The organism is Janthinobacterium sp. BHSEK (genome assembly GCF_056174685.1).
Window position 1 is genome coordinate 367288 of sequence record NZ_JBWBYV010000012.1, and the last position, 18703, is coordinate 385990.

Sequence of the window (18703 nt, forward strand, 5' to 3'; positions counted from 1 at the left end):
GCTGATTCTAGCGCTCTTGCGCCAGATCATCTGTCAGACAGCGCACACTGGGTTCACGCCGGTGCGACAAACTCGGCCATGAAGGTGCGCGTGGTGTTTTCCGGAAAGGCAATCGTGACCTGGTCGCCCGCCACCGACAGCACGGTGCCGATCTGGTAACGGGGCACGCGCACGCGGCTGCCGACGGCGATCTGCGGCGCCGGCGGCTCGGCGGGTGCTGGCGGCAGCTCGTCCAGGGTAATGGGCATGGCCAGCGCGGGCGGCGACAGGCAATTGTCGCAGGTGCAGCAACGCTCGAAATCGCCGGCGTCGCCAAAGTAATCGAGCAGCAGTTTCCAGCGGCACAAGCCGCTTTGCGCATAGGCCACCATCTGCTCGAGCGCCTGCTTGTCGCGCTCCTGCTTGTCGACATAGATCTGCGCCAGCTGCGCATACGCGGGCGAGCTGGCCGAGGGCGCTTTCAGACCGTAGCCCAGCTTGCGGTCCTGGCGCAGCAGCTTGCCATCTTTCAACAGTTTCAGGCACACCTTCAGGTGGCCGTCGGAAAACTCGGGCAAGCCTGCTGCCAGCGAGGCAAAAGTGAAGGTGGCCGGCAATTCTTGCGCTGCCGCCACGATGGCGGCCAGTTCTTCCGCCGTCGGGTAATGCTTCGCCAGGAAAAACTGCTGCACCCGCTTGTCTTCCTGGAAGTACAGCAAGGTGCAGTCGGCGGGCAAGCCGTCGCGCCCCGCCCGGCCCGATTCCTGGTAATACGCTTCCAGGTTGGCCGGCACCTGCAGGTGGATGACGAAGCGCGTGTCGGGCTTGTCGATGCCCATGCCAAACGCGTTAGTGGCCACCATGATGCGGCGCTCGCCGCCCATGAACAAGTCCTGGTTGTGCTTGCGCTCGCGCGCCGCCAGCTTGCCGTGGTAGCAGGTGACGCTCTCGCCCAATTCCTCCAGCCGCGCCACCAGGTCTTCGACGGCCTTGACGGTGGCCGCGTACACGATGCCCACGCCCGGCGTTTCGCGCAGCAGGCGCAGGACTGCATCCTGTTTTTCTCCGGCATTGGTGACCTGGATCACGCGGTAGCGCAAATTGGCGCGGTAGATGCCGGTATTGATGACGTTCAGCTTGCGCGCTTCCAGCTGCGTATCGATATCGGCCACCACTTCCCCGGTGGCCGTGGCCGTCAAGGCCAGCACGGGCGGGCGCCCCAACGCACGCAGGGCGGCCGCGATTTCCAGGTAGGCGGGACGGAAGTCGTGGCCCCACTGGGAAATGCAATGGGCTTCATCGATGACGACCAGGCTGGGCGGCGCGCTGGCCAGCAGAGACAGGAAGGCGGCATTGGTGAGGCGTTCCGGCGTGCAAAAGATGATGAGCCTGCCGCCCTCGGCGATGCGTGCGATGGCGGCGTCCTCGTCGACGCGCGACAGGCTGCTGTTGAGCTGTACGGCCGTGATGCCCAGTGCGTGCAGCTTTTCCAGCTGGTCTTTCATCAACGAAATGAGCGGCGACACCACCAAGGTGGCGCCGGGCAACAGCGCGGCGGGCAGCTGGTAGCACAGCGACTTGCCGCTGCCGGTGGGCATGATGGCCAGGGTGTCGCGTCCGGCCAGCACGCTGTCGATGACGTCCTGCTGGCCCGCGCGCAGCCGCGCCACGCCAAACACGGCGCCCAGCAGGCGCTGGATCTTGCGCTGGCGGGCGCGGCCCGGATCTTGCACTGCAGAAATAGTAGTCGCCATCGTGGTCCGGTCCCTGACATGCCGGCGCCAGTTGCCAGCTTGCCGCCACTTTACGGCCGGGTCTGGCGTACGACCATAGGACGGCTGCTACAGCCAGCGTAGGATTTCAGGAAGCGAACAGGATGGCCCAGAACAGCATCAGCAGCCCGGCAATCGACACGCACCACACGAGCGTGCGCACGACGGGCACGCCGAACGCGTACAGGGGCAGGTACAGCACGCGCGCGGCCAGGTACAGAGCCGCGCCGTACAGGGTCAACGCGCTTTCCTGCGCCGTCACGTGGGCGATCAGCACGGCGGCGGCAAACAGGGGCAGGGTTTCGAACAGGTTCGCCTGGGCACGCTGCAAACGGCCCGTGATCTTGCCCACGGGCGGCCCGTCGCCGTCGCGCGCGCTCACGTTATAGGCCGTGCCCGTTTCGCGCGTGCGGAACAGCGCGGGCAGCAGGATTTGCACCAGCGCCAGCACCAGGGTACAGGCCAGCATCGTCAGTTCAGGGGTCATGCCTTACCTCTGCAGGTGAGACGGGCTGGCCGAAGCGGCGCGCGCCCGTCAGGGTTGGTCGAGTGCCGCTTGCAACTCCATCAAATCATAGGGCTTGCGCAGGACGCTGGCGGAAAAGCCCAGCTCATCCATCGATTCCTTGCCATAGCCGGTGGAAAAGATGATGCGCATGCCCGGTTTATCGCGCAGCACCATGCGCGCCAGCGCGATGCCGGACATGCCGGGCAGGCTGACATCCGTAAACAGGATATCGAAATCTTGCTCGTTGAGCAATTTCCACGCCGCCTCGCCATCGGACACGCCGCTGACCGTATGGCCCAGCATGCCCACCAGTTCGCACACCATCAGCTGCGAATCGAGGTTGTCTTCCACCACGAGTATCTTCATCGATGTCGGCATGTCCCCCTGCGGTTCCGGCGCATGGCCCGTCAAGTCCAGCCCCGGCGTGCCGCCTCCCCGCACGCCGGCCGCCAGGCTGCCTGTCGCCAGTGTGCCGGCCACGGGCGCGCCGGACCGTTCAAACTGGCGCGCGCGCATTTGCTGCTGGCGGTTGGCCAGCACATGGCGCAGCTTGCGCGCCAGCTCTTCGCGCCGGTATGGCTTGCTGAGCAATTCCACGCCCGCGTCGAGACGCCCTTCGTGCACGATGACATCCTGCGCGTAGCCCGACGTAAACAAGACGGCGATATCGGGCTGCAACTCGCGCGCCTGGCGCGCCATCTCCGTGCTGCTGACGGGACCGGGCATGATCACGTCCGTAAACAGCAAGTCGATCTGCGCGCCGCTGTGCAGCACGGCCAGCGCGCTTTCGCCATCCTCGGCCTTGAGCACCGTATAGCCCAGCGCGCCCAGCATATCGACGACGGTGGTGCGCACGCCCACATCGTCTTCCACCACCAGCACGGTTTCCGTGCCGCCCGTGACGACGCCGCTCAATTCCAGTTCCTCGTCCGCTTCGGCCATCAGGGAACGGGGCAAATAGATTTTGACTCCCGTGCCCACGCCAGGTTCACTGTAAATGCGGATATGGCCGCGGCTTTGCGTGACAAAGCCATACGCCATCGACAGGCCCAGGCCCGTGCCCGCGCCTTCCGGCTTGGTGGTGAAGAACGGCTCGAACGCGCGCTGCAGCACGGCGCCGCTCATGCCGCGGCCCGTGTCCGTCACCGACAGCATCACGTACTGGCCCGCCGGCACGTCGACCAGGTTGTGCACATACTGTTCGTCGAGCACGACGTTGCCCAGCTCGATCGTCAGCTTGCCCACGCCATCCATGGCGTCGCGCGCATTGATGGCCAGGTTGAGGATGACGTTCTCGATCTGGCTGCGGTCGACCAGGGTATTCCACAGCCCGCCGCCGCCCACCAGCACGATGTCGATCGCTTCGCCCAGCGCGCGCCTCAGCAGCGCATCCATGTTGCGCACCACGCGGGCCAGGTCGGCCACCACGGGTTTCAACGGTTGACGCCGCGCAAACGCCAGCAGGTGCGACGACAGCTTGGCGCCCCGCTCGACGGCGGCAATCGCCGTGTCCAGGCGCTGGCGCATGAGGCCATCCGTGCCCGCCAGGTGTTGCAGCAAATGCAAATTGCCGGAAATGATTTGCAGCACGTTATTGAAATCGTGCGCGATGCCGCCCGTCAGCTGGCCCACGGCTTCCATCTTTTGCGCCTGGCGCAAGGCATCTTCGGCCTTGGTGCGCTCACTCACTTCCTGTTCGACCCGGTGCTCGAGCGTTTCGTTCAATTCATGCAGCGCTTTTTCCACGCGGCGCCGGTCCGTGATGTCCGTCTTGACGGCGATCAGGGAACGCGTCTGTCCCTGCTCATCGACCAGGCGGCTGACATTGCTCGACACCCACACTTGCGAGCCGTCGGGCTTCAGGTAGCGCTTTTCCAGCGAGAACGATTCGCCCGTTTCCACCAGGCGCCGGAACAGCACGTTGTTGCCTGGCACGTCGGCCGGATGCATGATGTCGTTCATGTTCAGGCTCAGCAGCTCTTCGGCGGAACGCCCCAGCATGCAGCACAGGGCGCCGTTGACCCGCTGGAAACGGCCATCGAGGCCCAGTTCCGACAAGCCCACGGAGGCCTGGCCGAAAATGGCCGCCATGCGCTCCTGGCTGGCATTGAGTTCATCCTCGATCTGGCGCCGCTCCGTCACGTCGAACGACACGCCCACGTAGCGGCGCTGGCCCGGCACGCGGCCGGCCACCACCTCGCCCTGGCGCGCGATCCAGCGCAGCGCGCCATCGGCGGGGCGGCGGATGCGGTACTCGACGTATTCGAGGGGATTGGGCGCGACGTCAAGCTTGCTGGGGCCGACCTTTTGCTGGTCGCGCGCATCGACCAGGCTCACCAGCAGGCGCTCCGTCACTTCTTCTTCGTCGGCAATGCCCCACAGGCGGCGGAAGGTGGGCGACACCACCATCGCGCCCGTCTCGGGGAACCATTCGAAGGTGCCGATGCCGCCCGCCTGCTGGGCCAGGCGCAAGCGCTCCTCGCCTTCCATGCGCTCGGTCACATCGATGCCTTCGACGAGGATGCCCGTCACCGCGCCCTCGTCATCCTTGATGGGCTGATAGACGAAATCGATCTGGCGCTGGCCCGTCTGCCCGTCCGCCGTCTGCAAGTCCACCTTCACCTGGCGCCCTTCGAAGGGCACGCCCGTGCGGTAGACCTGGTCGAGCAAGTCGATGAAACCTTGCGCCTTGACTTCAGGCAAGGCCTCTTCGACGGTCTTGCCCAGCAGATCGCGGTGCCCCACCAGGCGCAGATAATGCTCGTTCGCCAACTCGAACACGTGCCGCGGCCCGCGCAGCAGGGCCATGAAGCTCGGCGCCTGCTGGAACAGCGCGCGCAGCAGCGCCCGCTCCTCGCCCAGGCGGCGGTTGGCCGCGCGCACGGCCTCGCTCTCCAGCTGCAAGGTGGTGTTGAGTTCGCCCAGCTCAGCCGTGGCCAGCTTCAGCTGGCGCCCCTCTTCCATGCGCGCCGTCAATTCCAGCGCCGTGCACAGCACGCCGTCCACCTGGCCGTCGGCGCCATGCACGGGCGTGTAAAACAGATCGAAACAGACGTCCGTGCGCTGTCCGCCGCGCAACAGCGGCAAACAGCATTCGCGGTGCACCTGCGTCTCGCCGCGCAATCCCGCTTCGAGGATGTGCGCGTTCCAGTCCCAGATTTCGGGCCAGATGGCCGGCACCGTGCCGCCCAGCGCCGCCGGATGGCGCGCCCCGGCGATCTGGATGTAGTCGTCGTTGTAAATCATGACGTGCTGCGGCCCCCACATCAGCACCATCGCCATCGGCGAATTGAGCACGATGTCGACGCTGGTGCGCAGATGGGCGGGCCAGCCATCAAGGGCGCCCAGGCTGGTGGCGGACCAGTCGAACTGGCGCACCAGTTCGCCCATGCTGCCGCCGCCGCGCGGCAAGGCCGGCGCGCTCATGTGGTCAGTCCCGCTTGCACGCACACCTGGCATTGGCGCGGGATGCGCACCGTCGCCAGCGTGCCCTGCGCGGCCGTCGAACTGATCTCGACCGTGCCGCCGTGGGCCTTGACGAACATGTTCACCGTGTACAGGCCCAGCCCCAGGCCCTGCCCCGTCCTGCGCTTCTCGCCCGCCTGCTGGAACGGTTCGAACAGGGTCGGCAGCAAGGCGGCGGGGATGACGCCACGATTAGCGACGCGCAACTCAATGCTGTCGGCGGCGCGCCCGTCGAGGGCCAGCTGCACCGGCGTGCCCGCCTCGCCATGCGTGATGGCATTGTTCAACAGATTCGAGATGATTTGCGACAGCAAGCCCGCATCGCATTGTCCGTGCAGCTCGCCCACGCTGCTGACCTCGACCAGCGGCGCCTGGCCGGCCGTCTCGAATTCCTCGACGATGGCGCGCGCCAGCGCCAGGTAATCGTGCGTGCTGCTGCGCAATTCCATCGTGCCGGAACGGATGCGCGCCAGGTCCAGCAGCTGGTCGACCATGCGCGCCATGCGCTTGGCGCTGCTTTCGATGCGCTGCGCCGTGACGATCACCTTCGGGTGGTCGCTCATCATCGGCAACAGCATGGCGCCGTTCATGACCACCGACAAGGGCGTGCGCAAGTCGTGGCCCAGCACGGCCGTGAACAGTTCGTTCAAATGCAGCGCATGCTTGAGCTCGTCGAGCTGGGCCGACAATTCGCGTTTTTGCTGGTACAGCTGGACCAGCACGGCCACCTTGCTTTGCAAGGCTTTCACGTCGATGGGCTTGTACAGGAAATCGACGGCGCCCGCCTCGTAGCCGCGGAAACTGTAGCTCGGTTCGCGCGACGCAGCCGTGAGAAAAATCAAGGGAATGCTGCGCGTGCGTTCGCTGCCGCGTATCAGCTCGGCCAGCTCGAAACCATCCATCTGCGGCATTTGCACGTCGATCAGGGCCAGTGCCACTTCATGCGTCAACAGCAATTCCAGCGCTTGCGCGCCCGAGCTGGCTTTCAGGATGACAATGCCGGGCCGTGCCAGCACGGCTTCGGCGGCGACCAGGTTTTGCGCGATGTCGTCAACGACGAGGATATGAATAGGGGCGGTCACGGATCAGTCTTCAGGCATCGTCACGGCAAGTGCCATAATATTTTGATATGGAAATTAATATTGTTTCAGTCTTTGCATATATTACACGCACTGTCATGCCCCCATTCACTTGTCCCCCGTGTCATCCAGCAGGGCCAGGCTGGCGGCCATTTGCGGCAAATCGAGCACGCGGTCGGCGCCGGCACGCTTGAGCGCGGCGGCCGGCATGATGCCACAACTGGCCCGCTGCGGGTCTTGCACCCAGGCGCTGCCGCCCAGCTGCCGCACGCGCGCCAGGCCCGCCGCGCCATCGGCCGACGCGCCCGTCAGGATGATGGCCAGCATGGCGCGCCGGTAGGCATACGCAGCCGTTTCCAGCAAGACATCGATGGAAGGACGCGAAAAATACACGGGCTCTTCCTGCGACAAAGAAAAACAGCCATCGGGCTCGACTTGCAGGTGGTAATCGGGCGGCGCGAAATACACGGTGCCCTCTTGCAGCGGTTCCTTGTCCTGCGCTTCGCGCAAGGGCAGCTGGCAGCGTTCCGCATACAGCTGCGGCAACTGGCTCGAGCGGCCCGGCGCCAGGTGCAGCACCACCACCACGGTGGCGCGGCAGGTGGCGGGCAAGGCGCGCAGCACGATGCCCAGCGCTTCCACGCCGCCGGCCGAAGCGCCGATGGCGATCAGGCGCAGGCCCGCTGGCGGCGGCGCCACGTCGCAGGTCGGCAACATGTCAGGCACGCTGGAAGATCCGTTCGGCCGGGCTCAGCTCGTTGAAGCTGGCTGCGTGGCGGCTGAAATGCAGGCTTTCCTTCATGCCCAGGCCCAGGAAGCCCCGGTTCACCAGCGCTTCATGGAACAGGCCCAGGCTGCGGTCTTGCAAGTCTTTATTGAAGTAAATCATGACGTTACGGCAGGAAACCATATGGACCTCCGAAAACACGCTGTCCGTCGCCAGGCTGTGGTCGGCAAAGACGAACTGGCGCCGCAGGCGCCGGTCAAAGATGGCGCCCTTGTAGGCGGCCGTGTAATAGTCGGACAGCGAGCGCCTGCCGCCCGCCAGCTGGTAATTCTCGCTGAACTGGGCGATGCGCTCGACCGGATAGATGCCCGCTTCGGCGGCGGCCAGCGCCTCGACATTGATGTCGGTCGCATAAATCATGCTGCGCTCGAGCAAGCCTTCCTCGTCCAGCAAGATGGCCAGCGACCAGACCTCTTCGCCGCTGCTGCAGCCGGCCACCCAGATCTTGATCGAGGGATAGGTGTGCAGGATGGGCACGACTTTTTCGCGCAAGGCGCGGAAATACGCGGGATCGCGGAACATCTCGCTCACTTGCACCGTAAAGAATTGCAGCATCTGTGCGAACATGGCCGGCTCGTGCAAGATGCGGTCCTGCAATTGCGACAGGCTGGCGCAGCCGAAACGCTCCATGGCCTGGCGCATGCGCCGGCGCAGGGACGCCACGGAATAATCGCGGAAGTCGTGCTGATAGCGCAGCAGTATTCCCTCAAGCAATAACTTCAGTTCTATATCGAAAATATCGTCATCTAACAACATTCACCTCATCGGATACCTGACCGTTGAACACGGTGCAACCTGCCAGATGCTAGCAGATCGTCGTGGATTATCCCGCAGGAAAAGCGTCAGTTAGGTACGCTGGCGTACGCTAGACCCACTTTTTTCACGCATCCACGCCCTTCATGCCTTCCTCCGTGTAGCGCGCACCCGCCGCCATGCCCAAGGGAAAGGCCGCGTTCATCGCCGCCAGTTCGCTCCCGTCCAGACGCACGGCCAGCGCGCCGAGGTTGTCGTGCAAATACGCGATGCGCTTGGTGCCGGGGATGGGAATGATGTCGTCGCCTTGCGCCAGCAGCCAGGCCAGCGCCAGCTGGGCCGGCGTGCAGCCTTTTGCGCGCGCAATCTCCCTGACCTGCGCGACGATGGCCTGGTTGCGTGCCAGGTTCTCGGCCGCGAAACGGGGATTGAAGTGGCGAAAGTCGCCTGCGTCGAGACTGGCCGCATCGGCGATGGCGCCCGTCAGGAAACCGCGCCCCAGCGGACTGTAGGCAAAGAAACTGGCGCCCACGTCGCGGCAGGCGGCCAGCACGCCCTGCTCCGGCTCGCGCGTCCACAGCGAGTATTCGCTCTGCACGGCCGCCACGGGGCAGAGCGCCGCCGCGCGCCGCAAGGTGGCGGCGCTCACTTCGCACAGGCCCACGGCACGAATCTTTCCTTCTTGCCGCAATTGCGCCAGCGCTCCCATCGAGTCTGCCAGCGGGGTATCGAGGTTCAGCCGGTGCAGATAGAACAGGTCGATGGTGTCCACGCCCAGGCGCGCCAGCGACGCCTCGCACGCCTGGCGGATGTAGGCGGGGGCATTGTCGACGCGGCGCGCATAGCTGCCCGCCTCGCGTGCCAGGCCGCACTTGGTGGCGACCAGCGCTTGCCCTGGGTGGCGCGCCAGGAAACGTCCCAGCAATTGCTCGTTGTGGCCGAAACCGTAGGCGTCGGCCGTGTCGAACAGGGTCACGCCCGCCGCCAGGGCCGCTTCCAGCGTGGCCAGCGATTGCGCCTCGTCCGTGGCGCCATAGAATTCCGACATGCCCATGCAGCCCAGACCCAGTGCCGAACTGTTCAAGCCGCTATGGCCGATGCGTCGTTGTTGCATGCTGCTCTCCTCATGTGTTGACTCGATGCAGCCAGTCTAGGCCGTGCCGGCTGGCAGGGGAATGCGCGATTTCGTGATACCTTTCTGGTATGAGAGCCCTCGATACCCACGCCCTGACCCTGTTTTGCGCCGTCGCCCGCTGCCTGAACTTCCGCCAGGCGGCCGAGCAATTGCACATGACCCAGCCGCCATTGTCGCGCGCCATCAAGACACTGGAAGAAAAACTGGGCGCGCGCCTGTTCGAGCGCGACACGCAGGGCGTCGCCCTGACGCAAGCGGGCCGCACCCTGCTGCCGCAGGCGCTGCACATCCTCGATTTGCTGGAGATGGCGCAAACGTCGCTGCAACGCGATGCCGCCCCGGCACGCCTGCGCCTGGGCCTGACCAGCTCCGTGGCGGCCGGCCTGTTCCGTCCGCTGCTGGAGGCGCAACTGGGCAATGTCCGCCTGGAACTGACGGCGGCGCCCTCGCCGCGCCTGGTGGCGGCCGTACGCAAGGGCCAGCTCGACGCCGCCCTGCTCGCCTTGCCCAGCGCCACGTTCGAACTGGCCGTGCAGCCGCTGGCGCGCCAGCCCATGATGCTGGCCCTGCCCGCCGGGCACCGGCTGGCGAAGAAGCGCAAGCTCAGCCTGTCTGATATCGCGCAGGAATCCGTCTACTGGTTCGAGCGGGCGCGCCAGCCCGCCTTCTTCGACCATTGCCGGCAGGTGTTTAGCCGCCATGGCTTCGCGCCCGCCTTCCTGCGCGAGGCGCCCGACCACCATGTGCTGCTCGGCGACGTGGCGGCCGGCAAGGGCATGGCGCTGCTGGCCGACTCGTTCCGCGCGCTGCGCCTGGCTGGCGTGGCCTACCGGCCATTGGTCGAGGGCGAGGAACTGGCGGCCGGCATCGGCCTGGCCTGGCGGGAGGAACACGGCCATGCGGCCCTGCCCCTGCTGCGCCGGCTGGCGCAGGAACACCTGCACAAGTGAGGGCCGCGCGCGGATGCGCCGGACGCGCTACCATAACGCCTTCCCCATTTTTCGCCCCACCACGACCATGACGTTTACCCTCAGCGACGCCGCCTACGGCACCGACACCCCCGCCGCCAAGCAAGCCATGTATGCGGACCTGCGTTCGCAGCTGCAAGGCCTGCTGTCGGGCGAAACCGACTTCATCGCCAACACGGCCAACTTCAGCTCGCTCGTCTTCCACACCATGCCGGGCCTGAACTGGGCCGGCTTCTACTTTCTGAAGGGCGAGGAACTGGTACTGGGGCCGTTCCAGGGCAAGCCGGCCTGCATCCGCATCAAGAAAGGCCGCGGCGTATGCGGCACCACGGTGGTCGAAGGCAAGTCCATCGTCGTGCAGGACGTGCACGCCTTTCCCGGCCATATCGCCTGCGACGTCAATTCCCGTTCGGAACTGGTGGTGCCCGTATTTGCGCACGGCCAGATCATCGGCGTGTTCGACCTCGACAGCCCATTGGCCGGCCGCTTCGACGAGGTCGACGCGCAAGGCGTCGAATCGCTGGTGCGCGTGCTGGAAGCGGCTATCGTCGCAGCGTAATCAATTGCCCGACTTGACGGCGATGAATTCGCCCTTGCCGACAGTCGCCAGGCACGTCGTGTAGCGGCTGTCGGCGCGGATGGCGTCGATAAAGCCCGCCATGTCCGCGTAGTGCGAGCTGGCGTTGTCGACCACCAGCACGCCGCCGGCCGCCAGTGCGCGGTCCAGCTGCGGCCACCATTGTTCATACTGCTGGCGCGCGGAATCGAGGAAGATGAAATCGTAGGCGCCGTCCGCCGCATCGCGCAGCACGTCGCCCGCGTCCGCCAACAGCTGGCCGATCACGCCTTGCAGTTGGGCGCGCACAAAGTTGTCGTGCGCCATGTCGAACTTGTCCTGCGCCTTTTCCACCGTCACCACGCTGCCGCCCAGCGCCTGCGCGGCGCGCGCCAGCCACAGGGTCGAGTAACCGTTCGAGGTGCCGATTTCCAGCAGCCGGCGCGCGCCGCGCGCGTGCACGAGCACGGCCAGCAATTCGCCCGTGTCGCGCGTGATATTGAGCATGCGGCTGGCGCGTTCCGTGTGCGCCGCATCGTTGCTGCTGCCGAAGGCTTCGAGTTCGCTCAACAGGGTATCAATGTCCGGCATGATGGCTCCTTGTGAAAAACATCAGCATAGCAAAAAAACTAGGCGCTGGCGCGGCGCAGGGGGCGCTTCAGCGTTTGCACCATCACCACGCCCAGCAGGGTCACGCCGCCGCCGATCACATCGTAGCCGTGCAAGGTTTCACCGAGGAACAGCATGGCGATGATGACGGTAAACACGGGCAGCAGGTTCATCAAGGTGGTGGCGCGGCTGGGCCCCAGCTTGGCCAGGCCATGCATCCACAAAAACGGCGCGATGATGGAGGCGGGGATGCCGGCGAACAGTACCAGCGGCAAGCCGGCGCTGGTGACGGGCGGCGCGGACTGGCTCAGGTAATACACGAACAGCACGGGCACGGCGCACCAGACCTGGATCAACAAGGAATGCCAGTTATTCAGGGGAATCTTCCAGCGCTTGAGCAGCACGCCGTAGCCCGCATACGACAGGCAGGCCAGCAGCATCAGGGCGTCGCCGACGGCCGCGCCATGGGCGAGCAGGGCGGCCGGGTCGCCATGGCTGAGCAGATAGCCGAGTCCCAGCAAGGACACGATGCCGCCGAACACACCGCCCACGGTAGGCGCCTCCTTCAGCACCAGCACGGACAGGCCCACGGCCAGCAGCGGCATCATCGACGCCAAAATGCCCATGTTGGTGGCCGTTGTCGTCTGTGCGGCGATGTAGGCGAGGCACTGGTACATGACCATGCCCAACATACCCAGCACAAACAGTTTCCCCAGATACGGTTTCACCACGGAGCGCTGCTTCCACACGGGGCGGGCAAACACGAACGCCAGCAGCACGCCGGCCAGCAGCCAGCGGTAGAACGAGATGGCAGCCGGATCGATCACGCCCACGGCAAGCTTGCTGACGATGGTATTGATGGCCCAGATCAGCACGGCGATCACGGGCAACAGATAATGCTTGGGGTTCATGCAAAGACTCCACGATTCAATGAGCGCCATTTTCGCATGGTCCGATTCCATGGATATAATGAAAACCGGACAAACGATGCGAAGAACAGGACAAAACAGGACACACCATGGCCAGCAACCAGCATTTCCCCGCCGTTTCCGACGCCCTGCCCTATCCCGTGTACTTTCGCCTCGACGATTATCACGCGCACCAGCAGTTCGATTACCAGAGCCATCCGTGGGGTCAGCTCACGTATTGCTCCACGGGCGTGATGGAAATCATGGTGGCGGGCCAGCGCTATCTGTCGCCGCCCCAGTACGCCGTGTGGATACCGCCCGAGACCTTGCACGACGGCTATATCCGCCAGGATGTCGTGTTTCACTCTGCCTACATCGATGCCAGCCTGTGCGCGCAGCTGCCGGCGCAGCCGTGCGCCCTGGTCCTGAGTCCCTTGCTCAAAGCCATCCTCGGCGACTTCGCCGAAAGGGGCGTCACCACGCCCGCCACCGAGGCCGACCAGCGCCTGGCGCAGGTGCTGGTCGACCAGCTGCAGCTGGCGCCGTGCAGCCGCAACTACCTGCCCGGCAGCGACGAACCCGTGATCGCGGCCTTGCTGGCCGCCCTGCAGGCGGAGCCGGGAAGTAACCGCTCACTGGCCGAGTGGGCCGCGCAATTGCATGTTACCGAGCGCACCCTGGCGCGCCGCTGTCAGCGCGAGCTGGGCATGCCGTTCGGCGAGTGGCGCCAGCGCCAGCGCTTCCTGGCCGCCCTGCCCCTGCTGGAACAGGGAGAAACCGTGCAGGCGATCGCGCTGGAACTGGGCTACAGCACGGCCTCCGCCTTCATCGCCATGTTCCGCCGCCAGAGCGGCGGCACGCCGGACCAGTTCCGCCGCGGCCTGCGCTGAAAAAGCGGGTCCGCTTTGTCATGGTTTGTCATATGGGGATGCTAAAATTCAAACATCTTTCCAGAGAGCAAAAGGACGCGCGCATGAATTCCAGCACTGAAACGGCCCATGACACCCCAGGCAGCGAGGATACGCCGCAGGTGACAGAGACGGCCGTGACGGCGCCAGCGCCCATCAAGCCCGGCAAGGAAGACCTACCCACCGTATTGGGCAAGCTGCGCACCCTGGTGCAGGACAAGACGCGCTTCGAACCACACGACATCACGCCGCTGGGCGAGGAAGACGTGCTGCAGGATTTTTCCCTGCAGGCCAATTACGCGCTGGAGGCGCGCTTCGAGCAGCGCGTCATCAATGGCTATTTCACGCCCTCGGGCAATGACTGCCGCTGTGGCTCCCACGAGGTGGGAGCACTCGCTCACGCGCAGGAAAAGGAGCGGCTGCGCCGCGCGGCGGGCAAGCTCGACGCTGCCCTGCGCCAGGCGGGCCAGGCCTACAACGCCATCGAAGCGGGCGTGTACCTGCCGCACGCCGTCAAGTACTGGCACCTCGATACCTGCAGCCCCTGTTCCGGCAAAGGCCGCATCGGCTGCCACACCTGCCACGGCGCGACGACGGAAACGTGCTGGAATTGCCACGGCGGACGCACCGTCAGCTGCGACGGTTACGGCTGCTACGGCAGCGGCAAGGTGTCGTGCTCGTATTGCAGCGGCAGCGGCACGGTGGCCGAACAAGTCACCGACTACATCACGGTGCAAGTGCCCACTACCACCTACAGCAACGGCAGCTCGCATACGAGCTACCACAGCGAAACGCGGCCCCAGTACCGCACCGAATACCGCTCTTGCTACCATTGCAGCTACGGCAAGGTCAGCTGCAATACCTGCCACGGTTCCGGCAACATCAATTGCGGCACCTGCCGCGCCAGCGGCAAGGTCACGTGCCGCACCTGCAGCGGCGCGGGCGACCTGCGCTGCAACCCGTGCGACGGGTCCGGCAAGGTGGGCACGGCGGCCTGGGTCGACGTGCACGTGACGCCCGGCTACAGCGTCAGCCTGCCCAAGCAGGCGCCCGACGACGCGCGCCGCATCCGCGACAAGGAGAGCGTGCACTCACTGGCGGCCATTGGCAGCAGCCTTGCCCTGGCGAAAGTGAGCATTTACAATGAAGACCAGCCGCAGGAAGTCGACGCCCTGTATGCGGCCAAGCTGCGCATCGTGCGCCTGGATGCCTCGTGCAACGCAGAAAAGCACCACCTGGTGGCGTACGGCACGGACTTGCGCTGGCTGACCCTGGACGACATCGTGGAAAAACTGCTGCGCGGCGACCTCAAAGCGCTCAGCGACGCGCTGGCCGGCAGCTTGGATGACGGCCTGTTCTCGGCCCACGTGCAAGGTTTGCTCACGCCGCTGCGCGACGTGGCCGCCTCGGAGCTGAATGCGGACGTGATCGAGTCTGTCCTCAGCGGCGACGCGGACCACGCCCACGTCGATGTCGTCTCCGCCGACTATGCCAACAATGTGCGTACCTGCGTGCTGGGCGCCCTGCGCCAGGTCTACACGCGGCTGGCCAAGCAATTCTGGTGGAAAAGCGCGCTGGCCGCCCTGGCCGCCGCCATCGCCGCCTGGTTCTTCGCCGGGCACGGCACGGCCGCCGTCGCCGGCCTGCTCGTCACGGGCGCCGGCTACTGGCTGTTCAACCGCAAGGTGAAAAGCGTGCTGAGCGAAGCGCTGGGCGGCGAGCGGCAGGCCGAACGGGCCATGGGCATCGCCGGCAAGGGCCGCCGCAACCAGCTGGCGCAAGTGCTGATCCTCGCGCCCGCCAGCGTCGCCGTGCTGGCCGCCAGCTATGGCTTGCCCGCGCGCGTGCGCCCGGTTTCCGCGCCGCCGCAAACGGCCATGGCCTCGGCCCCCGTCGCGCCCCATGCGCCGGCCGCCGTGCCGCAGGATGCAAGTGCCGCCAAGGCCGTCAAGCTGTACGAAAATGGCGACAAGGCGCAGGCGCTGGCCATGCTGGAAAGCCTGGTCGGCAAGGGCGACGCAGGCGCGTATGGGCTGTACGGCTGGATGCTGCTGATGGGCGAAGGAAAACCCGGCCCCGTCACGGCGCCGACGGCGCAGCAGCGCGCAGCGCGCCAGGTGGCCGCCAAGCCGCTGATCGGCAAGGGCCTGGTGAAGAACGACAGCTATGCCTTGACGGCGAAGGGCGTGATGCTGGCCGAAGGCTGGCAGGAGCCGCGCAACATGGCGCGCGGACTCGACCTGCTGAAACAGGCCGCGAACAAGGGCAATGCGCAAGCCATGCACTTGCTGGGCCTGTACCACGTGCGCGGCTACCAGATTCCCGTCAACCACAAGGAGGCGCGCAAATGGTTCACCCTGGCCGCCGACAAGGGCAGCGCGGGCGACATCTACAACCTGGGCCTGATGGACTGGGAAGGCGCGGGCTTGAAACGCCCCGACCGTGCCAGCGCCATGCAGCGCTGGAAGATCGCCGCCGCCATGGGAGAAGAGCGCGCGATCAAGGCCGTGGCCCAGGGACAGCCTTAAGCGGCAGCCGCCAGCGCCTGCAAGGCCATCGGGTTCGGCGTCGGTTCGCCGATTTTCGTCAGCAGGTTGCGGTCCGTGTGGTGGAACGGTTCATCCTTGCCGCGGATCAGCATGACCGTGTCTTCATCGTAGCCCCAGGTGCCGTCGGCGTGGATATCGACCTTGATGCGGTATTCGACGGTGGTGAACGCGTGTTCGAGGAAGGGGTTCGAACAGATGCCGTAGGCCGTCGAGTCGCGCTTGGCCACCAGTTCGAAACTGGTGGCATCCGCCGTCGTCGTGCCGGACGCCATGGCGATCTGGCCGCGCGGGATGGCCAGGGTCTGGATCACGGCGCCCGTGGCCGGCTCCCACAGCCAGTAGCCCACCTGCTCATGATAGGTTTTCACTTGATCCGGCTTGGTGATGTGGATGTAGTAGCGCAAGCCGTAGAACAGTTGCGGACCGTTGGTGACGGGGTCGATCGGCTGCAGTTCGATGCGCTCGACGAAGGCCTGCTTGCGCGGACCGTCGGCTTTCGGCTTGACGTCCAGGCCGCGCGTGCCCGTCCAGATGCCGGCCATGCCGGTCAACGGGCCCAGGTTGTTCAGGGTATGCACGTCGGCGGACGGCTCGGTGTAGATATCTTCGGGAAAATCGCTCATGCGGAAGTCTTCAAAATGGGGCAACAGTGCTTGCCGCCATTGTAAGACGCAGGCCGCTATCAGGGAAAGAGCGCGATGTGGCGTTCGATGAACAACAAGGCCGCTGCCGCCAGCGAAGGGCGCTGCGCCTCGAACACCGTTTCGTCGCGCGCCTGCAGCAGATTGGCGGCCGCCTCGGGCAGCAGCAATTCATCGGCAATGAACGCCGCCACCGTATCGATATTGACGTACAGGGCGCTGTCGAAGCCTTCCCAGGCCACATAGGCCAGCCACTCGGCCAGCAGCACCACGCCGGCGACGGGCGGCGCCAGGGCCGCGATGCGCGCGGCGCGCAGTACGCTGTCCGTGCCGATCTGCTCCTGCTGCTGCACGGCCAGCGCCACGTGCTGCAGCGCGTCTTCCGGATCGTGCCGGTATTTGTTCAGCAGGCGCTGCGTCAGCGTGTAGCGCTCGGCGTCGATGCCGCGCAGGGCGGCCGCCACGTCGCCGTCATGCAGCGCCAGGTGGCGCGCCGCGCAGGCAGCATCCACGCCGGCTTTCGCGGCGACGATATCGGTGAGCTGCTGCCGGCGCGCGTCATCCATGCTTACACCAGCGGCTCGGTCGAACCGGTCAGGGTGAAGATTTCAAAGCCCGTTTCCGTCACGGCCAGCGAGTGCTCGAACTGCGCCGACAGCGAACGGTCCTTCGTCACCGTCGTCCATTTGTCGGGCAAGACCTTGACCTGGTAGCTGCCCACGTTGAGCATCGGCTCGATCGTAAAGATCATGCCCGGTTCGAGCACGATGCCCGTGCCTGCGCGGCCATAGTGCAGCACTTGCGGCGTGTCGTGGAAGACCTGGCCCACGCCATGGCCGCAGAAGTCGCGCACGGAGGAAAAGCCCTGCGCCTTGGCCACCGCCTCGATGGCGGCGCCCACGTCGCCCAGGGTCGCGCCCGGGCGCACGGTGTGGATGCCGGCCATCATGGCGTCATACGCCGTGTTGACGAGGCGGTTGGCCAGGATGGACACGGCGCCCACCTTGAAGGTGCGGCTGGTGTCGCCGAACCAGCCCTGGAACTTCGGCGTCACGTCGATGTTCAGGATGTCGCCCACTTTGAGGATCTTCGTTTCGGACGGGATGCCGTGCGTGACCACATGATTGACGGAGATGCAGCTGGCGTGCTTGTAGCCGTGGTAGTCGATGGTGCCGGGGATGGCGCCGGCGGCGCGCATGAATTCCTCGCACAGGGCGTCGAGCTTGGCCGTCGACACGCCAGGTTTGACGAAGGGTGCGATGTAGTCGAGCGTGTCGGCGGCGATGCGGCCGGCCGCGCGCATGCCGATGAAACCTTCTTCGTCGTGCAGGGGGATTTTCTTGCCGTGTTCAAGCTGGGTGGAATAGCGCATGGGGATTCTTTTCTTTGTCAGTGTGTGATGGTTTGGGTCGCCCAGCCGCGCACGGCGTCGTGCGAGGCGCGCAGCATGGCGTCGACGCTGGCCGGTATCGGCCGCTCCTGGGTCAGGTAAGGCTTGACGACGGCCACGGGCGCGTCGATCAGCACGAATTTGAGCAGCATGTGATCGAGATCAAGCTCCTTGGTGGCGGGCATGGCTTCGGCGCAGCGGGCAAAGCAGGCGTCGAGCGCCGCCTGTTCCTCTTCCACGGCGGCCAGCAATTGCTCGCTGAGGCCACTGCAGAAATCGGGGCTGTCCTCGCATTGCAGCAGGAAGCGCGCATACACGGGCTTGCGCCGGCACCAGTCCAGCAGGCCGTGCACGCCGGCCCAGGTGTCGCCGCCGAGCCAGCGGCTGGCGACCTCCTCGCGGAAGTCGCTCTTCACGCGCAGCCAGGCGCGCGCCAGAATCGCGTTGCGCGAATCGAAGCGGTGATACACGGAACCGATAGGTGCGCCGGCCTTGACGGCGATGGCGGCCATCGACACGGCGCCCACGCCGCACTGGGCGGCGACGGCGATCGCGCTGTCGATAAAGTTGTTTTCGTTGAATTTGGCGAGTCTGACCATTCAAATAGAATACAGATTCTATTTGAATCCGTCAAGCGCCCCCGACATGCGCCAACATGAGTTGCCTTGCTGCCTTACAATGGTATGCACGAACCGC

Annotated in this window: 17 protein-coding genes; 4 read left to right on the forward strand and 13 right to left on the reverse strand. The window is 65.5% G+C overall.

The genetic code is table 11. The features are described 5' to 3' along the window. Positions 1–53 precede the first annotated feature (53 nt). The 7 genes from AC0V2Y_RS06315 to AC0V2Y_RS06345 all read right to left on the reverse strand — a co-directional run bounded on the left by AC0V2Y_RS06315 (position 54) and on the right by AC0V2Y_RS06345 (position 9457). Positions 54–1733 carry a RecQ family ATP-dependent DNA helicase gene (locus AC0V2Y_RS06315; protein ID WP_475415600.1) on the reverse strand — a complete coding sequence of 560 codons (1680 nt, stop codon included), beginning with the start codon at positions 1731–1733 and terminating at the stop codon, positions 54–56. Positions 1734–1839: 106 nt separating this feature from the next. Continuing rightward, positions 1840–2238, reverse strand: a complete 399-nt coding sequence (locus AC0V2Y_RS06320) for an MAPEG family protein (RefSeq protein ID WP_326457217.1) — start codon at positions 2236–2238, stop codon at positions 1840–1842. A 48-nt stretch (positions 2239–2286) separates the two neighbouring features. Next, the gene (locus AC0V2Y_RS06325) at positions 2287–5685 is read right to left on the reverse strand and encodes a hybrid sensor histidine kinase/response regulator (protein WP_475415601.1); all 3399 of its coding nucleotides are present in this window, start codon (positions 5683–5685) and stop codon (positions 2287–2289) included. Then, positions 5682–6806: a hybrid sensor histidine kinase/response regulator gene (locus AC0V2Y_RS06330; RefSeq protein ID WP_475415602.1), complete on the reverse strand. Its 1125-nt coding sequence runs from the start codon at positions 6804–6806 to the stop codon at positions 5682–5684. The genes AC0V2Y_RS06325 and AC0V2Y_RS06330 overlap by 4 nt, the downstream gene beginning before the upstream one ends. 105 nt (positions 6807–6911) lie before the next feature. Beyond that, positions 6912–7520 (reverse strand): chemotaxis protein CheB, encoded by a 609-nt coding sequence (locus AC0V2Y_RS06335; RefSeq protein ID WP_475415640.1) that lies wholly within the window; start codon positions 7518–7520, stop codon positions 6912–6914. A gap of 1 nt (position 7521) precedes the next feature. After that, the gene (locus tag AC0V2Y_RS06340) at positions 7522–8346 is read right to left on the reverse strand and encodes a CheR family methyltransferase (protein ID WP_475415603.1); all 825 of its coding nucleotides are present in this window, start codon (positions 8344–8346) and stop codon (positions 7522–7524) included. 124 nt (positions 8347–8470) lie between these two features. After that, positions 8471–9457, reverse strand: a complete 987-nt coding sequence (locus AC0V2Y_RS06345) for an aldo/keto reductase (RefSeq protein ID WP_475415604.1) — start codon at positions 9455–9457, stop codon at positions 8471–8473. 89 nt (positions 9458–9546) lie between these two features. On the opposite strand from AC0V2Y_RS06345, the gene AC0V2Y_RS06350 reads away from it, so the two are divergent. Further along, positions 9547–10428: a LysR family transcriptional regulator gene (locus AC0V2Y_RS06350; RefSeq protein ID WP_475415605.1), complete on the forward strand. Its 882-nt coding sequence runs from the start codon at positions 9547–9549 to the stop codon at positions 10426–10428. A 67-nt stretch (positions 10429–10495) separates the two neighbouring features. Beyond that, on the forward strand, positions 10496–11005 hold the full coding sequence (locus tag AC0V2Y_RS06355; RefSeq protein ID WP_475415606.1) for a GAF domain-containing protein: 510 nt from the start codon (positions 10496–10498) through the stop codon (positions 11003–11005). On the opposite strand, the gene AC0V2Y_RS06360 is transcribed toward AC0V2Y_RS06355, so the two are convergent. Both AC0V2Y_RS06360 and AC0V2Y_RS06365 read right to left on the reverse strand, forming a co-directional pair. Then, positions 11006–11593 carry an O-methyltransferase gene (locus AC0V2Y_RS06360; protein ID WP_475415607.1) on the reverse strand — a complete coding sequence of 196 codons (588 nt, stop codon included), beginning with the start codon at positions 11591–11593 and terminating at the stop codon, positions 11006–11008. 38 nt (positions 11594–11631) lie between these two features. Continuing rightward, the gene (locus AC0V2Y_RS06365; protein ID WP_475415608.1) at positions 11632–12522 is read right to left on the reverse strand and encodes a DMT family transporter; all 891 of its coding nucleotides are present in this window, start codon (positions 12520–12522) and stop codon (positions 11632–11634) included. A gap of 107 nt (positions 12523–12629) precedes the next feature. Here AC0V2Y_RS06365 and AC0V2Y_RS06370 point away from each other — a divergent pair, with 107 nt between their 5' ends. Both AC0V2Y_RS06370 and AC0V2Y_RS06375 read left to right on the forward strand, forming a co-directional pair. Beyond that, positions 12630–13409: an AraC family transcriptional regulator gene (locus tag AC0V2Y_RS06370; protein WP_475415609.1), complete on the forward strand. Its 780-nt coding sequence runs from the start codon at positions 12630–12632 to the stop codon at positions 13407–13409. An 83-nt stretch (positions 13410–13492) separates the two neighbouring features. Further along, positions 13493–15955: a tetratricopeptide repeat protein gene (locus AC0V2Y_RS06375; protein WP_475415610.1), complete on the forward strand. Its 2463-nt coding sequence runs from the start codon at positions 13493–13495 to the stop codon at positions 15953–15955. On the opposite strand, the gene AC0V2Y_RS06380 is transcribed toward AC0V2Y_RS06375, so the two are convergent. The 4 genes from AC0V2Y_RS06380 to AC0V2Y_RS06395 are packed head-to-tail and all read right to left on the reverse strand — an operon-like array spanning position 15952 to position 18606. After that, positions 15952–16599 carry an FABP family protein gene (locus tag AC0V2Y_RS06380; RefSeq protein WP_070221060.1) on the reverse strand — a complete coding sequence of 216 codons (648 nt, stop codon included), beginning with the start codon at positions 16597–16599 and terminating at the stop codon, positions 15952–15954. The genes AC0V2Y_RS06375 and AC0V2Y_RS06380 overlap by 4 nt on opposite strands. A gap of 59 nt (positions 16600–16658) precedes the next feature. Then, positions 16659–17183 carry a hypothetical protein gene (locus AC0V2Y_RS06385; RefSeq protein ID WP_475415611.1) on the reverse strand — a complete coding sequence of 175 codons (525 nt, stop codon included), beginning with the start codon at positions 17181–17183 and terminating at the stop codon, positions 16659–16661. Positions 17184–17185: 2 nt separating this feature from the next. Beyond that, positions 17186–17989: a type I methionyl aminopeptidase gene (gene map / locus AC0V2Y_RS06390; protein ID WP_100874007.1), complete on the reverse strand. Its 804-nt coding sequence runs from the start codon at positions 17987–17989 to the stop codon at positions 17186–17188. 17 nt (positions 17990–18006) lie between these two features. Continuing rightward, the gene (locus AC0V2Y_RS06395) at positions 18007–18606 is read right to left on the reverse strand and encodes a TetR/AcrR family transcriptional regulator (RefSeq protein ID WP_475415612.1); all 600 of its coding nucleotides are present in this window, start codon (positions 18604–18606) and stop codon (positions 18007–18009) included. Between the last annotated feature and the right edge of the window lie 97 nt (positions 18607–18703).

Coding starts and splice junctions, on each gene's coding strand:
- AC0V2Y_RS06335 (WP_475415640.1), bottom strand. CDS start 7,520: ATGTTGCCGACCTGCGACGTGGCGCCGCCGCCAGCGGGCCTGCGCCTG.
- AC0V2Y_RS06325 (WP_475415601.1), bottom strand. CDS start 5,685: ATGAGCGCGCCGGCCTTGCCGCGCGGCGGCGGCAGCATGGGCGAACTG.
- AC0V2Y_RS06395 (WP_475415612.1), bottom strand. CDS start 18,606: ATGGTCAGACTCGCCAAATTCAACGAAAACAACTTTATCGACAGCGCG.
- AC0V2Y_RS06315 (WP_475415600.1), bottom strand. CDS start 1,733: ATGGCGACTACTATTTCTGCAGTGCAAGATCCGGGCCGCGCCCGCCAG.
- AC0V2Y_RS06340 (WP_475415603.1), bottom strand. CDS start 8,346: ATGTTGTTAGATGACGATATTTTCGATATAGAACTGAAGTTATTGCTT.
- AC0V2Y_RS06350 (WP_475415605.1), top strand. CDS start 9,547: ATGAGAGCCCTCGATACCCACGCCCTGACCCTGTTTTGCGCCGTCGCC.
- AC0V2Y_RS06370 (WP_475415609.1), top strand. CDS start 12,630: ATGGCCAGCAACCAGCATTTCCCCGCCGTTTCCGACGCCCTGCCCTAT.
- AC0V2Y_RS06380 (WP_070221060.1), bottom strand. CDS start 16,599: ATGAGCGATTTTCCCGAAGATATCTACACCGAGCCGTCCGCCGACGTG.
- AC0V2Y_RS06375 (WP_475415610.1), top strand. CDS start 13,493: ATGAATTCCAGCACTGAAACGGCCCATGACACCCCAGGCAGCGAGGAT.
- AC0V2Y_RS06365 (WP_475415608.1), bottom strand. CDS start 12,522: ATGAACCCCAAGCATTATCTGTTGCCCGTGATCGCCGTGCTGATCTGG.
- AC0V2Y_RS06345 (WP_475415604.1), bottom strand. CDS start 9,457: ATGCAACAACGACGCATCGGCCATAGCGGCTTGAACAGTTCGGCACTG.
- map (WP_100874007.1), bottom strand. CDS start 17,989: ATGCGCTATTCCACCCAGCTTGAACACGGCAAGAAAATCCCCCTGCAC.
- AC0V2Y_RS06355 (WP_475415606.1), top strand. CDS start 10,496: ATGACGTTTACCCTCAGCGACGCCGCCTACGGCACCGACACCCCCGCC.
- AC0V2Y_RS06320 (WP_326457217.1), bottom strand. CDS start 2,238: ATGACCCCTGAACTGACGATGCTGGCCTGTACCCTGGTGCTGGCGCTG.
- AC0V2Y_RS06360 (WP_475415607.1), bottom strand. CDS start 11,593: ATGCCGGACATTGATACCCTGTTGAGCGAACTCGAAGCCTTCGGCAGC.
- AC0V2Y_RS06385 (WP_475415611.1), bottom strand. CDS start 17,183: ATGGATGACGCGCGCCGGCAGCAGCTCACCGATATCGTCGCCGCGAAA.